The 14,877-nt window shown below is 67.2% G+C and carries 16 protein-coding genes; 15 read left to right on the forward strand and 1 reads right to left on the reverse strand.

Translation table 11 applies throughout. From position 1 onward, the window contains the following. The first annotated feature begins 16 nt into the window (after nt 1-16). From ispG to map, 3 genes are all read left to right on the forward strand, one after another. Nucleotides 17-1,162 (forward strand): flavodoxin-dependent (E)-4-hydroxy-3-methylbut-2-enyl-diphosphate synthase, encoded by a 1,146-nt coding sequence (gene ispG, locus HMPREF9336_RS11020; RefSeq protein ID WP_007466993.1) that lies wholly within the window; start codon nt 17-19, stop codon nt 1,160-1,162. 68 nt (nt 1,163-1,230) lie between these two features. Then, on the forward strand, nt 1,231-3,045 hold the full coding sequence (locus tag HMPREF9336_RS11025) for a penicillin-binding transpeptidase domain-containing protein (RefSeq protein WP_021030523.1): 1,815 nt from the start codon (nt 1,231-1,233) through the stop codon (nt 3,043-3,045). Nucleotides 3,046-3,151: 106 nt separating this feature from the next. Beyond that, nucleotides 3,152-4,051 carry a type I methionyl aminopeptidase gene (map, locus tag HMPREF9336_RS11030; RefSeq protein ID WP_007466997.1) on the forward strand — a complete coding sequence of 300 codons (900 nt, stop codon included), beginning with the start codon at nt 3,152-3,154 and terminating at the stop codon, nt 4,049-4,051. A gap of 186 nt (nt 4,052-4,237) precedes the next feature. On the opposite strand, the gene HMPREF9336_RS11035 is transcribed toward map, so the two are convergent. After that, a complete protein-coding gene (locus HMPREF9336_RS11035; RefSeq protein WP_007466999.1) occupies nt 4,238-5,104 on the reverse strand; it encodes a RecB family exonuclease in 867 nt (288 codons plus the stop codon). 309 nt (nt 5,105-5,413) lie between these two features. Here HMPREF9336_RS11035 and HMPREF9336_RS11040 point away from each other — a divergent pair, with 309 nt between their 5' ends. The 12 genes from HMPREF9336_RS11040 to HMPREF9336_RS11095 all read left to right on the forward strand — a co-directional run bounded on the left by HMPREF9336_RS11040 (nt 5,414) and on the right by HMPREF9336_RS11095 (nt 14,788). After that, nucleotides 5,414-5,743, forward strand: a complete 330-nt coding sequence (locus HMPREF9336_RS11040) for a hypothetical protein (RefSeq protein ID WP_007467001.1) — start codon at nt 5,414-5,416, stop codon at nt 5,741-5,743. Nucleotides 5,744-5,869: 126 nt separating this feature from the next. Next, nucleotides 5,870-6,160 (forward strand): hypothetical protein, encoded by a 291-nt coding sequence (locus HMPREF9336_RS11045; RefSeq protein ID WP_007467003.1) that lies wholly within the window; start codon nt 5,870-5,872, stop codon nt 6,158-6,160. Nucleotides 6,161-6,185: 25 nt separating this feature from the next. Continuing rightward, entirely contained in the window at nt 6,186-6,434 is a 249-nt protein-coding gene (locus HMPREF9336_RS11050) for a hypothetical protein (RefSeq protein ID WP_021030524.1), read from the forward strand. 35 nt (nt 6,435-6,469) lie between these two features. After that, nucleotides 6,470-7,399: a tRNA (adenine-N1)-methyltransferase gene (locus tag HMPREF9336_RS11055; RefSeq protein WP_007467005.1), complete on the forward strand. Its 930-nt coding sequence runs from the start codon at nt 6,470-6,472 to the stop codon at nt 7,397-7,399. A gap of 237 nt (nt 7,400-7,636) precedes the next feature. Further along, the gene (gene arc, locus HMPREF9336_RS11060) at nt 7,637-9,391 is read left to right on the forward strand and encodes a proteasome ATPase (RefSeq protein WP_021030525.1); all 1,755 of its coding nucleotides are present in this window, start codon (nt 7,637-7,639) and stop codon (nt 9,389-9,391) included. Nucleotides 9,392-9,446: 55 nt separating this feature from the next. Then, the gene (locus tag HMPREF9336_RS11065; protein ID WP_007467009.1) at nt 9,447-9,653 is read left to right on the forward strand and encodes a DUF6980 family protein; all 207 of its coding nucleotides are present in this window, start codon (nt 9,447-9,449) and stop codon (nt 9,651-9,653) included. 9 nt (nt 9,654-9,662) lie between these two features. Then, nucleotides 9,663-10,121, forward strand: a complete 459-nt coding sequence (locus HMPREF9336_RS11070) for an OsmC family protein (RefSeq protein WP_007467011.1) — start codon at nt 9,663-9,665, stop codon at nt 10,119-10,121. 45 nt (nt 10,122-10,166) lie between these two features. Beyond that, complete coding sequence (secA2, locus tag HMPREF9336_RS11075; RefSeq protein ID WP_007467013.1) at nt 10,167-12,455, forward strand: accessory Sec system translocase SecA2; 2,289 nt, start codon at nt 10,167-10,169, stop codon at nt 12,453-12,455. An 11-nt stretch (nt 12,456-12,466) separates the two neighbouring features. Beyond that, complete coding sequence (locus HMPREF9336_RS11080) at nt 12,467-13,045, forward strand: CDP-alcohol phosphatidyltransferase family protein (RefSeq protein ID WP_007467016.1); 579 nt, start codon at nt 12,467-12,469, stop codon at nt 13,043-13,045. Nucleotides 13,046-13,099: 54 nt separating this feature from the next. Beyond that, complete coding sequence (gene gcvH / locus HMPREF9336_RS11085) at nt 13,100-13,501, forward strand: glycine cleavage system protein GcvH (protein ID WP_007467018.1); 402 nt, start codon at nt 13,100-13,102, stop codon at nt 13,499-13,501. 121 nt (nt 13,502-13,622) lie between these two features. Beyond that, on the forward strand, nt 13,623-14,072 hold the full coding sequence (gene odhI / locus HMPREF9336_RS11090) for an oxoglutarate dehydrogenase inhibitor Odhl (protein ID WP_040585528.1): 450 nt from the start codon (nt 13,623-13,625) through the stop codon (nt 14,070-14,072). Between the two features lie 191 nt (nt 14,073-14,263). Beyond that, a complete protein-coding gene (locus tag HMPREF9336_RS11095) occupies nt 14,264-14,788 on the forward strand; it encodes a bifunctional nuclease family protein (RefSeq protein ID WP_007467023.1) in 525 nt (174 codons plus the stop codon). Nucleotides 14,789-14,877: the final 89 nt, after the last annotated feature.

The raw sequence follows: 14,877 nt of genomic DNA on the forward strand, positions 1-14,877 counted from the left end.
CGATTAGACTGTTGCCATGACTTCCGTCGAACTCGGCATGCCCGCCCCGCCAGCCCAGGTGCTCGCCCCGCGCAGGCGGACCCGGCAGCTCAGGCTCGGACCGGTCGGCGTGGGCAGCGACTCCCCGGTGTCGGTGCAGTCGATGACCACGACCAAGACCCATGACGTGAACGCCACGCTGCAGCAGATCGCGCAGCTCACCGCGGCGGGCTGCGATGTGGTCCGGGTGGCCTGTCCGCGCCAGGAGGACGCCGACGCGCTGGCCGCCATCGCGAAGAAGAGCCAGATCCCGGTCATCGCCGACATCCATTTCCAGCCCCGCTACATTTTCGCCGCCATCGAGGCGGGCTGCGCGGGCGTGCGGGTGAACCCCGGCAACATCAAGGAATTCGACGGCAGAGTCAAAGAGGTGGCGCTGGCCGCCTCGGACGCGAAAACCCCGATCCGCATCGGCGTCAACGCGGGCTCGCTGGACCCGCGCATTCTCGCCAAATACGGCAAAGCCACCCCGGAGGCGCTGGTCGAGTCGGCGCTGTGGGAGGCGGGTCTGTTCGCGGAGCACGGCTTTTTCGACCTGAAGATCTCGGTCAAGCACAACGACCCGGTGACCATGGTCCGCGCCTACGAGCTTCTGGCCGAGCAATGCGACTACCCCCTGCACCTCGGCGTCACCGAAGCGGGCCCCGCATTCCAAGGGACGATCAAATCCGCCGTCGCCTTCGGCGCGCTGCTCTCGAAGGGCATCGGCGACACGATCCGGGTCTCGCTCTCCGCGCCCCCGGTGGAGGAAGTGAAGGTCGGCCAGCAGATCCTGATGTCCCTCGGCTTGAAGGAGCGCACGCTGGAGATCGTCTCCTGTCCGAGCTGCGGCCGCGCGCAGGTCGACGTGTACACGCTCGCGGAGCAGGTCACAGCGGGTCTGGAGGGGATCGAGGTGCCGTTGCGGGTCGCGGTCATGGGCTGCGTGGTCAACGGGCCGGGCGAGGCGCGGGAGGCCGACCTTGGCGTCGCGTCCGGCAACGGCAAGGGGCAGATCTTCGTCAAGGGCGAGGTCATCAAGACCGTGCCAGAGCACCTTATCGTCGAGACGCTGATCGAAGAAGCCCTGCGCATCGCGGAGGAAACCGGGGAGCGAGGCTCCCCGCAAGTCACTGTGAGCTAACAGCAAGGTCACGCGGTCTCGGTGCGCCTCTTCCGAATAAGGCGCGAAAAAGCTTACCATCTGCGGATATGCGGAGCCCTTTGTGTCGAGCGGTCGTGCTTGCGCTGGCCGTGCTGCTGCCGGTCGGGATGACAGCCTGCACGCCCAAACCGGTCGGCCCGAACCCTGAGGCGCTGAAATTCCTCGGTTTGCTCGCCAAGCACAAGACGCGGGAGGCCGCGGACCAGACCGACTTCCCGGACCGCGCCGTCCGGGCCATCGACCAGATGTGGAACGGGTTGCAGGCGAGCGCGTTGACCGCGCGGATCGGCGAGGCCGAGATCAGCGGCGACACCGCCAAGGTCGGGTATCACTACGAGTGGAGCCTGCCGAAAGGCAGGGTCTGGGCGTACGACGGCAAGTTGCACCTTGGCAAGATCCGGGGCGAATGGCGAGTGCTGTGGACGAACACGGACCTGCATCCCAAGCTCGGCGACACGCAGACCGTCGCGTTGCGCGCCTTCGCCCCTCCTCGAGCTTCGGTGATCGAGAGCACAGGCTCCCCGTTGCTGGTGCCGGGGACGGTGACCCGCATCCTTTTCACCCCCAAAGACGTGCGGCTTCCTGACACCGTCACTTCGGTCGCCAAGCGCATTGTCGACGCGCTCGGCGACCTCGCGCCCGAGGGGTTGACCGGCCAAGCCCTCGCCGAGCAAGCGACCGCGGCGGGGAAAAAGGCGTACGGAGTCGTGCTGCTCCCGAACGACAAGGCGAAGCCGATCCTCGACAAGATCGGCATGATCTCCGGGGTGGGCTTCAACCAGGAGTACGATCTGGTGCCCACCGATGTGAACTTCGCGCCCGATCTGGTCGGACAAGTGAAGAAGCAGGCGCTCGCCGAAGTGGACGGGAAAGCGGGGTGGCGAGTGGTCACCGTGAACGCAGACGGCGTCGAGTTCGACGTGCTCCACGAGACGCGGTCGCAGCCGTCCCCGGCGATCATGCTGAGCATCGACCGCCGCGTCCAGGACGCGGCGCAGCACGCCGTCGACAGCCGTGGCCTTGCGACCATGATGGTGGCGATCCAGCCGTCCACCGGCCATATCCTGGCCGTGGCGCAGAACCGCGCTGCGGACGAGGCCGGAGTGCTCGCGACCCAGGGGCAGTACCCGCCCGGCTCCACCTTCAAGATCATCACCGCGAGCGCGGCGATGGCGCAGGGCCTGGCGAATCCGGAGTCGTACGTCGGCTGCCCCGGCCGGGTGGACATCGGCGAGCGCAGCATCCCGAACGAGAACGAGTTCAGCCTCGGAGCCGTGCCGATGCGCACGGCGTTCGCGCACTCCTGCAACACCACGTTCGCGAAGCTCGCGAGCGAGATGTCGCCGGACGCGCTCACCCGCGCCGCGGCCTCGCTCGGCCTCGGCGTGGACTATCAGATCCCGGACTTGACGACGATTTCCGGTTCGGTGCCCAAAGCCGACGATCTCACCATCCGAACGGAGGACGGCTTCGGGCAGGGCATGGTGACGGTCAGCCCGTTCGGCATGGCGGTGGTGGCCGCGACGGTCGCGCACGGCTCGCCGGTGGTCCCGGTGTACCGCCTCGATTCCCCGACCCAGGTGTCAGGAGACCGGCCCGAGCTGAGCCCGGCCATCGTCGAAGGCCTGCGGCCGATGATGCGCCAAGTGGTCACAGCGGGCACCGCGACGCATATCGCCGACTGCGGAGAGGTCTACGGGAAGACAGGCGAGGCCGAGATCGACGGCGGCTCGCACGCGTGGTTCGTGGGGTATCGCGGCGATGTCGCCTTCGCGACGCTCGTGGTCCGAGGCGGGAGTTCGGAGGCGGCGGTCGCGGTCACCAAACTTTTCCTCAAGAGCATCCCCGACAGCGACTTCTAGCCGCGCCGGCTTCGGCTCGGATCGCGATCTGCCGCGCAGACCCCGGCAAGGGGAGGGCCGGGAGACATGCGCTGTGCGGGGCTCGGACTGAGTACACTGGCATGCTATGACCCTCCCCCACTCGCAAACCTCGTGGGCGACGCCCCCGGCGCCCCGCAAGCCGCTGCGACCTGGCAAGCCGAGCCCGATCCTGACCGTGCCGGACTCGATCGTCAAACCCGAGTACGTCTGGAAGCCGACGGCGAAAGAGGGCAGCGAGCCGTGGGTGCAGACCGAGGAGACGATCGCCGCCGTGCGGGTCGCCTCCAAGATCGCCGCAGGCGCCCTCGCCGAGGCGGGCGCGGCGGTGCGCCCGGGGATCCGGACCGACGAGCTGGACCGGATCGCCCACGACTACATGGTGGACCACGGCGCGTACCCGTCGACCCTTGGCTACAAGTCGTTCCCGAAGTCCTGCTGCACCTCCCTCAACGAGGTGATCTGCCACGGCATCCCCGACTCCACCGTGGTCGAGGAGGGCGACATCGTGAACATCGACGTGACCGCGTACATCGACGGCGCGCACGGGGACACCTGCGCGACTTTCTTCGCGGGCGAGGTCTCGGACGAGGCGCGTCAGCTGGTGGACGTGGCGCGCGAGGCGCGGGACCGGGGCATCAGGGCGATCCGGCCGGGCAGGCAGCTCAATGTCGTCGGCCGTGTCATCGAGGCGTACGCGTCGCGGTTCGGCTACAACACGGTCCGGGACTTCACCGGACACGGCATCGGGACGACGTTCCACAACGGGCTGTCCGTCTTGCACTATGACGCGCCGCAGGTCACCACGGTCATCGAACCGGGCATGGTCTTCACCGTGGAGCCGATGATCAACGCGGGCGCGCTCGACTACGAGATCTGGCAGGACGGCTGGACCGTGGTGACCAAGGACAAGAAGTGGTCCGCCCAGTTCGAGCACACGATCCTGGTCACCGAGGACGGCGTGGAAGTCCTGACCGCGCTGGACTGACCCCGCGCGGACGAAGCGCGATCAGATCCAGATCCCGGCGGGGCTGTGTCGTCCGCGACCAATGCGACGCGGCCTTGGACATGCTGGCCAAGTCCTTTTCGACGAGGCCACGCCATGCCGCATGGAAATCGAACGGGACATCCGCGCGCTCGTCGGACAGGCGGGCGGCCTGAGCCGCCCGAGCCGTTATTCGGCTAAAAGCTCGAGGACGAGGGCCTCGTCGTCCACTTCGTCGGGCCATCCCGGATATTCGGGCGGAGTGTTGCCGAACGCGGGGCACCGGCTCTGGTGCTCGCACCATTTGCACAGCGGCCCAGGGTTGGGCCGGAAGTCGCCGGTCCGCCCGGCGGCTTGGATCGCCCGCCAGATGGCGACGAGCGTGCGGCTGAACCGGTCGAGCTCGTCGGGCTCGGGCTCGTAGGTCAGCGTGTCCCCTGACCCCAGATACATCAGGCGCAGCTCGTTCGGCACGACCCCGCGCAGCTTCCACAGCGCCAGCGCGTAGAACTTCATCTGGAACAGCGCTTTGGCCTCGTAGAGCCCGCCCGGCGCGCGCCCGGTCTTGTAGTCGACCACGCGGAGCTCGCCGCCCGCGAGCTCGTCCACCCGGTCGACGAACCCGCGCAGCGGCACGTCGGGCTCCAGTTCCACCTCGACCCGCAGCTCGCAGGCGTGCGGGGTGACGCTGGCAGGGTCTTCCAGCGCGAAATATCCGGCCAAAAGGGTCTTCGACTGCTCGAACAGCTGCTCAAGCCCCTGTTCGTCCAAATCGAGCCGGTTGTCCTCTGCCATCTCGCCCGACACCCGCTCCCACGAGGGGGCGACGAGCCCGTGCGCGGCGTCCAAGGTCCGGGATTCGGCCGGCAGCGCGAGGAGGTCTTCGAGCGCGGCGTGCACGAGCGTCCCCCGGACCATCGCCAGGGTCGGCGGCTGGGGGATGCGGTCGATGGCCCGCAGCCGGTACAGCAGGGGACACTGGCGGAAGTCGCTCGCCCGTGAGGGGGAGAGCGCCAGTCTTCTGCTCGGCGAAGACTCGACGGTTGATTTCGTCATGGCTCGAGCCTAGCGAGGCTGTCCGACAACCACCGAACGAAGCGCGCGGATCGATGGAACCGAATATCGGGCGGACGCGTCTAATCCAGCAGCCGCGGAGCGGGACGGACACGGAGCGGGACGGACACGGAGCGGGACGGACACGGAGCGGGACGGACACGGAGCCGGACGGACACGGAGCCGGACGGACACGGAGCCGGACGGACACGGAGCCGGACGGACACGGAGCCGGACGGACACGGAGCCGGACGGACACGGAGCCGGACGGACACGGAGCCGGACGGACACAACGGGCATTGGAGGCCGACAGTGCGGAGCATTTTCAAACGGGCGGCGCTCGGCGCGGCCGCGATGTTGCTGCTGGGCGGGCAGTGGGCGGCGGCCGACCCGAGCGGAGGCGGCAAGCCGCCAGAGGTCAAAGACTTCTGGGCCGTCAAAGTCGGCTCCTACAAGCTCCTTCCGGACGGACGTGTGGACAAGCGGGACGGCAGCGTCAAAGGCTACGGCAAGTCCATCGGGGCCGCGATGGAGATGGCGAAGAAACGAGCGGCGGCCAAACACGAGGCCATTGGCGCGCCTTTGCAAACGTTCGGGCCGATGACCTGGGACAAAGCGATGGCGAAAGCCGGTTTGCTCTGAGACTTCCCGCACAGTGCGCCTCGCCGTTCTTGATCTTGGGGAATTTCTCGCGCGTCATGCGGTATCTTGATCCGTACCACAAGGGGGTGGGTTTCGGCAGGGAATTTTTTATTGGAAGGGGCTAGGATGAAGATTGTTCGCGGGTTGGGTTCGATCGCGGCGATCGCAGGGGTGACGGCAAGCGTGTGGCTGACGGGTCAGCTCATGGCGAACGCGGCTCCGGGCGAGGGCGAGTACCAAGTGCAATGCGATGTGTACTCCAACAGCGGGTTCGGCGGCCCGTTCGGCGGCGGAGGGGGCATGCCGGTCGGCCAGGTCATCGGCATCGGTTCGGACGAGGGGGAGGCGATGCAGGACGCGCAGCGGAAAATGTGGAGCTACATGAACCCGTACCTGTCGAACTGTCACCCCATCTGATTGGCCGACCTGGTTCAATAGAGCCGTGTGGAAATGCGGAACGTTGGTCGCGGCGGTGGCGCTCGGGGCCTCTCCCGCTCCGCTCGCCTCTGCGGATCCGGTCGTCCTGAGCTGCGAGGTCTGGGGCTCGGGCGGCCCGGACAACGTCCATTTGGTGGGGTACGCGCAGGGGATAGGGGACACGCGGGAGGCGGCGCAGGCCGACGCGGAGCGCGATATGCGCTCATCGTACGGTTTCGGGCCGCACCTCGGGCATTGCGCGCCCGCGATCTAGCGGCGGCGCGAGCGGGACGCGGGCGGCGGCATGCCATGATGGGCGCCGTGATTCAAGCCGATAAACCCTCTGGCCCGTTTCGCGAGGGCGAGCGCGTGCAGCTCACCGACGCGAAGGCGCGCAAGTACACCGTGGTGCTCAAGGCGGGCAAGACCTACCACACCCACCACGGGGCCATCGCCTTCGACGACCTCATCGGAGTTCCCGAAGGCAGTGTCGTGGTCGCCGCGTCCGGCGCGGAGTACCTGGCCTTCCGCCCGCTCCTCGCGGACTACGTGCTCGCCATGCCGCGCGGCGCGGCCGTCGTGTACCCGAAGGACGCGGGCCAGATCGTCATGGAGGGCGACATCTTCCCCGGCGCGCGGGTGCTGGAGGCTGGCGTCGGATCCGGGGCGCTGACCTGCTCGCTGCTCCGCGCGGTCGGCCCGGCTGGCGAGGTGATCTCCTACGAGATCCGAGAGGACCACGCGCAATTCGCCGTGGCCAACGTGGAGCGCTTCTTCGGCGGGCTCCCGGACAACTGGCGGCTCACCGTGGCCGACCTGGCCGAGTTCGACCCGGAGCAGGGCGGCGGCCAAGTGGACCGGGTGGTGCTCGACATGCTCGCCGCGTGGGAGACGTTCGACGTGGTGGCCAAGGCGCTCGTCCCCGGCGGGGTGCTCGTGGTGTACGTGGCGACCACGACACAGATCTCGAGCGTGGTCGAAGCCTTGCGCGCGCAAGGAGTGTGGACTGAGCCGAGGATCTGGGAGAGCCTGGTGCGAGAATGGCAGGCGGTCGGCCTTGCGGTGCGTCCTTCGCACCAGATGCGCGGGCATACCGGGTTCCTGGTCAGCGCGCGTCGGTTGGCGGACGGGGTGTCGGCTCCGAAGCCGCATCGTCGGGGACGACAGCCGAACGCCGTCCCGCAGGAGAAAAACGCCGCCACGCAGGAGCAAGTGGAGCATTCGGCCGCCGACCGGTGAGGAGCCGTTTCACGTCGCTTTGCGCCCAATAGCGGCTGGATCCCGCGCTGAAGGGCCCACCGTTGGAACCGCGCGTTCATCTTTGCTTTGACGGGCGGTTCCGCTGTGTCAATATGATCACTACCACATGGAGAGATTGGCCGGTCGCGCGCTCCGTTCCGACGCCGGAGGCGATTCACCGGTACGGTGGTAGAACCAGCGCTGTAAAGCGACACGCCTGACAAGGGAGTGGTGAATATGAGCACCTCGGATCGCACGGACTACGACCCCTTCGAGGAGTCGGGCGCGCACAGCGGCCCGGACGACCGGATCGGCGCGGGGCGCCTCTCTCGGCAGCCTGAATCGAACGATCCGGCCGAGCTTCGCGAGAAGATCGACGTGCTGACCAAGCGGAACGCGAAACTGCTCGACACGTTGCGCGACGCGCGGGCGCAGCTGGTCACGCTTCGGGAAGAAGTGGACCGGCTCGGCCAGCCCCCCGGCGGCTACGGCGTGCTCCTCGGGGTCAACGACGACAAGACTCTCGACGTGTTCACCTCCGGGCGCAAGATGCGGTTGGCCGTTTCGCCCAACGTCGATCCCGTGCTGCTGCGCAAAGGGCAGACCGTCCGCTTGAACGAGGCGCTCACCGTGGTGGGCGCGGAGCTGTTCGAGGCGGTCGGCGAGATCTCCACCCTGCGCGAAGTGCTCGAGGACGGGCACCGCGCGCTCGTGGTCGGGCACGCCGACGAGGAACGCGTCGTCTGGCTCGCCGACCCGCTCACCAAGAAGGAGGACGACGAGGAGGGCGGCTTCCGCCACTTGCGCCCGGGCGACTCGCTGTTGGTGGACACCAAAGCCGGGTACGCGTTCGAGCGCATCCCCAAGGCCGAGGTCGAAGACCTCGTGCTCGAAGAGGTGCCGGACGTCCAGTACGAGGACATCGGCGGGCTCACCCGGCAGATCGAGCAGATCCGCGACGCGGTGGAGCTGCCGTTCTTGCACCGGGATTTGTTCAAGGAATACTCGCTGCGGCCGCCGAAGGGCGTGCTGCTCTACGGCCCTCCTGGCTGCGGCAAGACCCTGATCGCCAAGGCGGTCGCCAACTCGCTCGCGAAGAAAATCGCCGAAGCGAGGGGCGAGGACTCGCGCGAGGCGAAGTCGTTCTTCTTGAACATCAAGGGCCCGGAGCTTTTGAACAAGTTCGTCGGCGAGACCGAGCGTCACATCCGGCTCATCTTCCAGCGTGCGCGGGAGAAGGCGTCCGAAGGCACTCCGGTGATCGTCTTCTTCGACGAGATGGACTCGATCTTCCGCACCAGGGGCTCCGGCGTCTCCTCCGACGTGGAGACCACGGTCGTCCCGCAGTTGCTCGCCGAGATCGACGGCGTGGAGGGCCTGGAGAACGTCATCGTCATCGGAGCCTCCAACCGCGAGGACATGATCGACCCGGCGATCCTGCGCCCAGGGCGGCTCGACGTGAAGATCAAGATCGAGCGTCCGGACGCCGAGGCCGCTGTGGACGTGTTCTCGAAGTACCTGGTGCCGGACCTGCCGCTCAACGCCGACGACCTCGCCGAGTTCGGGAACGACAAGGCCGCTTGCGTCGCCGCGATGATCGACCGTGTCGTGGAGCGGATGTACGCGCAGAACGAGGACAACCGGTTCCTCGAGGTCACCTACGCCAACGGCGACAAGGAGATCATGTACTTCAAGGACTTCAACTCGGGCGCGATGATCCAGAACGTCGTGGACCGGGCGAAGAAGTCGGCGATCAAGTCGGTGCTGGAGACCGGGAAGCCCGGATTGTCCATCCAGCACCTCTACGACGCCATCGTGCACGAGTTCGCGGAGAACGAGGACCTGCCGAACACCACGAACCCGGACGACTGGGCGCGGATCTCGGGCAAGAAGGGCGAGCGGATCGTCTACATCCGCACGCTCATCTCGAACAAGCAGGGCACGTCCGGCAGGGCCATCGACACCGAGAACAACACTGGCCAATACCTGTAAGCGGCGGCGCGGGAAAAGGGATGCGCGGCGCAGCGCATTCCTCTAGGGTTCGTGCATGCCCGAGCACTGCTGCGACGCGATGGCCATGCGGGTCGACGCCACCTGCGGCCAGCACAAGGATCCGTTCGACTGCCCGGATGCTTTGGTGCACTACAGCGCCGCGCTGCGGGAATACGGGCTGATCATCCACGACGGCGGAAGCTCGTTCATCGTCATCCGGCACTGCCCGTGGTGTGGACTGCGTCTGCCGGAGGGCGCGTAGGCTGGCGGTATGACGACGCACCAATTCCAGACGAAACTCGAGTGGAGCGGCTCGACGGCGGGCGATTACCGCGAGTACTCGCGGGCCCACACGGCGGCGAACCCTCCGGCGAAGGCCGAGCTGCGGCTGAGCTCGGCGCCGGAGTACGTCGGCGAGGCCGACTTGCTGAACCCGGAGCAGCTGCTGGTGACGGCGGCCAGCTCCTGCCACATGCTCTCCTTCCTCGCGCTCGCGAACCGCAAAAAGATCGACGTGCGGGCGTACGAGGACGACGCGTTCGGCGAGATGCCGTCGGACTCCAAGCCGGTGCGGATCACCAGGATCACGTTGCGCCCGGTCATCACGGTCGCGCCGGGCACGGACCACGCGCTGGTGGTCGAGCTCGCCCATAAGGCGCACGACATCTGCTTCATCGCGAACTCCATCAACTCCGAAGTGGTGGTGGAGCCGAAAATCGTCGAGGCTTAGCTCCTCCCCGCCAGCGCCCAGACAACGCTTGTACAGTCATAGCTCATGAGCAAACTGGGAACGACCCTCTGGAAGGCGCTCTCGTGGCAGTCCGGGCGTGAGCAAGGGCGCTCGGCGGGCGCTGCGAAGTCGGCGAGCGAGCACGAGGAATGGGCGGCGGGGCTCTCGGACGAGGACATCGCGAAAGAAGCCGCCGAGCTCGACGTCTTCGGCTCGGCGAAGGACCAGCACCGTTTCCTCGCTCTGGCCCGCGAGGCGGCGGAGCGTTCGGTTGGGCTGCGGCCGTACGACGTGCAGCTGCAGGCGGTGCTCCGCCTCTTGGCGGGCGATGTGATCGAAATGGCGACCGGCGAGGGGAAAACTCTGGTCGGAGCCATCGCTGCGGCGGGCTACGCGCTCGCGGGCAGGCAGGTCCACGTGATCTCGGTGAACGACTACCTGGCCCGCCGCGACGCGGAATGGATGGGTCCGCTGCTGACGCTGCTCGGCGTCGAGCACGGCTGGCTCGACGAGGACACGGCCCCGGAAGAGCGAAGGGCGGTGTACGCGAAGCCGGTGGTGTTCGCCTCGGTCAACGAGATCGGTTTCGACGTGCTGCGCGACCGGCTGGCCTACGAGGCCGACGAGCTGATCGCGCCGACCCCGGACGTGGCCATCGTGGACGAGGTGGACTCGGTGCTCGTGGACGAGGCGCTGGTGCCGCTGATCCTCGCGGGCGCGACGAGCGGCGAGCGGCCGTCCGATGAGATTATGGCGGCGGTGGAGGACTTGCAGCCCGGAGCGCATTACAGCGTGGACTCCGACGAGCGCAACGTCTTCCTCACCGAGCGAGGGGCCGCGCGGGTGGAGGAGCGCCTCGGCGTCGACCTCTACGACGTGGAGCACGTTGGGACGACGCTGGTGCAGGTGAACCTCGCGTTGCACGCCAGAGTCCTCTTGAAGCGGGACGTCCACTACATCGTGCGCGACGGCAAAGTGGAGCTGGTGAACGCCTCTCGGGGACGGGTGGCGAAGCTGCAGCGCTGGCCGGACGGGCTGCAGGCCGCCGTGGAGGCCAAAGAGGGGCTGGAGCGCACCGACGCGGGCGAGGTCATCGACACGATCACCGTGCAGGCGCTGATCCGCAAATACTCGACGGTGAGCGGCATGACCGGCACCGCCCTCGCGGCGGGGGAGCAATTCCGCCAATTCTACGATCTGCGGATCTCGCAGATCCCGCCGAACACCCCGAACATCCGGGAGGACGAGCCGGACCGGGTGTACGACACCGCCGCGCATAAAGTCGCCGGGATCGTGGAGCTGGTCCGCGAGGCCAACGAGGCGGGCCAGCCGGTCCTCATCGGCACGCACGACGTCAAGGAGTCCGAGGATCTCGCGGCCCGGTTGGGGAAGGCCGGGGTCGAGCCGGTGGTGCTCAACGCGAAAAACGACGCCCAGGAGGCCTCGATCATCGCCGAGGCGGGCGCGAAGGGCGCGGTGACCGTTTCCACGCAGATGGCCGGACGAGGCGTGGACATCCGGCTCGGCGGATCGGACGAGCAGGGCTACGAAGAGGTCAAGAAGCTCGGCGGGCTGCTGGTCGTCGGCACGGCGCGGCATTCCACCGAGCGGCTGGACTTCCAGTTGCGGGGCCGCGCGGGCCGCCAGGGCGACCCCGGCCGGTCGGTGTTCTTCTCCAGCATGGAAGACACCGTGGTGACGCGCAACGTCAACCCGCCGAAGAGCCCGTTCCAGCCCGGCGAGGACGGGCGGCTGGCCCAAGCCAAGGCGTTGGAGCTGGTCGAGCACGCGCAGCGCGTCGCGGAGGCGGCGATGCTGCAGGTGCACGCCAGCACGTGGCAGTACAGCCAGCTGGTGGACGTGCAGCGGGACATCGTCGGCGAGCGCCGCCACGAATTGTTGACGACCGAACGGGCGTGGGAGGAGCTGTCGGAGGCGGACAAGAAGCGGGCCGAGGAGCTGCGCGCCGCCGACATCTCGGAGGAGACGCTGGTCACAGCGGCCCGGCACATCATGCTCCACCATCTGGACCGGTGTTGGATCGAGCATTTGGCCTTCCTCTCGGATTTGCGCGAGAGCATCCATCTGCGAGCGCTCGGCAGGCTGAACCCGCTCGACGAGTTCCACCGCAGCGCGGTGGAGGCGTTCAAACGTCTGGCCGAGGACGCGGTGGAGCGCGCCGAGCGGAGCTTCGCGACCATCCCGATCACCGAAGACGGGGTCGACTTGGACGCGGCGGGCCTCAGGCGCGCGCACTCCACGTGGACGTACATGGTGCACAACAACCCGCTCAGCGAGGCAGGGCAATTGCTCCAGTCGCTCGGTCTCAGCTGATCGGGCCGACGATGGACGAGCGATCGGGAGAGCTGAGCTCAAGGGTGCTCACCGTGCCCAACCTGCTCAGTTTTCTGCGTCTGGCGGGCATTCCGGTGCTCTGCTGGGCGCTCGCCGCGCACCACGACTTGCTGGCGCTGATCGTGCTCGTGATGAGCGGAATCACAGATTGGGCGGACGGCAAGCTGGCGCGGCTGCTCGATCAGTCGTCGAAACTCGGCGCGCTGCTTGACCCGGTCGTCGACCGGCTGTACCTGGTGGTGGTGGCGGTCGGATTCGCGGCGCGGGACATCGTCCCGTGGCCGATCATCGCGGGGCTCGTCGCGCGGGACGTGGCGCTCGCCGTCTCGGCCGCGTTGCTCGGCCGCAAGGGCTGGGAGCCTCTGGAAGTGCTCTATCTCGGGAAAGCGGCCACATTCGCGCTGATGTCGGCGTTCCCGTGGCTGCTTCTGGGCAGGCTCGACTCGCCAGTGGCGGTCCTGTCTTCATCGCTCGGATGGGCCCTACTAGGCTGGGGTGGCGCGATGTATCTTTGGACGGCCATCCTTTACTGGTGGCAAACCGTGGCGACACTGCGCACGAGACAATGAACGAGACGACTGAGCTTCCTCCTGCGGGAGCCGAGAGATACAGGGAGCGCCCACGTGACTGAGCACAGCACCCCGGCAGACTTGCGCTACGCGACGGACCACGAATGGGTCCACGAGCTCGGCGGCCAGGTCGTGCGGATCGGCATCACCGATTTCGCGCAGTCGCAGCTCGGCGATCTCGTGTACGTGAAGCTGCCGGAGGTCGGGACGGAAGTCTCGGCTTCCGATCCGCTCGTGGAAGTGGAGTCCACCAAGAGCGTCTCCGACGTCTTCGCGCCGGTGAGCGGCACTGTGACGAAGATCAATGACGCGCTGGAAGGCGCTCCGGAGTTGGTCAACGCCCAGCCGTACGGCAGCGGCTGGTTGGTGGAGATCACCGCCTCGGACGGCGCTGTTTTGGCGGGCGAGCTCGGCGGCCTCCTCGACGCCGAAGGCTACCGCGCGATTACTGGTTGATCTCGGGGCGCTACATTGCCGCGATCTCCGGACTGGAATACTGTAGGCATGCTCGGCATGCCGAGCCCCAAGCATCGGGCCCGCAGTTTAGGGTAGGTGTTGTGTGAGTGACGAAGGAGCTATGGTGACCGATTACAACAGACCAGAGCAGGGCGCACCCGAGGCGCCGGTTGAGACCACCTCTCTGTTCCGCTCGGATTTGATCGGCGAGATCGAGTCCGGGGCCACCACGCCTTCCAGCGAGACGGCGATCCCCGGCGTCGAAGGCCTGCCTGCGGGCGCCGCCCTTCTGGTCGTCAAACGCGGGCCCAACGCGGGCTCCCGCTTCCTCCTGGACCAGGACACCACCTCGGCGGGCAGGCACCCCGACAGCGACATCTTCCTCGACGATGTGACCGTCTCCCGCCGCCACGCCGAGTTCCGGCGGGCCGAGAACGGTTTCTCGGTCGTCGACGTGGGCAGCCTCAACGGCACCTATGTGAACCGCGAGCCGGTGGACTCGGCGCTGTTGTCCAACGGCGACGAAGTCCAGATCGGGAAGTTCCGGTTGGTTTTCGTCACCGGCAGCTAGTTCCACAGGCCGATGTGGCGGTCGGCTGCGCCCCGGCGCATTCCTCGCTTTCCCCACATCGGCCACCACTGGGGCAGGGGTCAAGTTCTGGACCTGGCGCGCGGAATACTCTCAGCGAGTGTCGGTGGTTTCGCCTAAACTGGGGTGACGGGCCAGCAGACGGCCCGTCACAAATGCGGAGGTTGGCAACGATGAGCAAAATGCGGGTGGTCGGCATCCGGGTTGAGCAGCCGCAGAACGAACCGGTGTTGTTTCTGAGGGAAACGACAGGCGACCGTTACTTGCCGATTTGGATCGGGCAGGCCGAGGCCGCCGCGATCGTCATCCATCAGCGAGGGACTCCGGTGACGCGTCCGTTGACACATGATTTGCTGCGGGAAGTGATTGTCGCCCTTGGGCACGAGCTGCGCGAAGTGCGGATCACCGACCTCCAGGAGGGCACTTTTTTCGCCGACCTCGTCTTCGCCGACGGCGTGCACGTCTCGGCCCGCCCCTCCGACTCGGTCGCGCTCGCCATCCGGGCCGGAGTGCCGATCTACGCCGACGAGAAGGTGCTCGCCGAAGCGGGACTCTTCCTCTCGGACGAGGAAGTGGAAGTGGTCGAAGGCGCGAAATCGGAGTCCGATGTCGACGTCCCGGAGGAAGAGCTGGCCAAGTTCAAAGAATTCCTCGACTCGGTGAGCCCGAGGGATTTCACCGCCCCCGAGGGGGAGTGACCGTGGACGCGCACGGGGGGAGCCCTGCGGCGCGGCGGCGCTGTGCAAGCCAGACGGCGATTCTAAGAAAAAACTGTGAAATCACAGCG

It is taken from the genome of Segniliparus rugosus ATCC BAA-974, assembly GCF_000185725.2.
Taxonomy (GTDB): Bacteria; Actinomycetota; Actinomycetes; order Mycobacteriales; family Mycobacteriaceae; genus Segniliparus; species Segniliparus rugosus.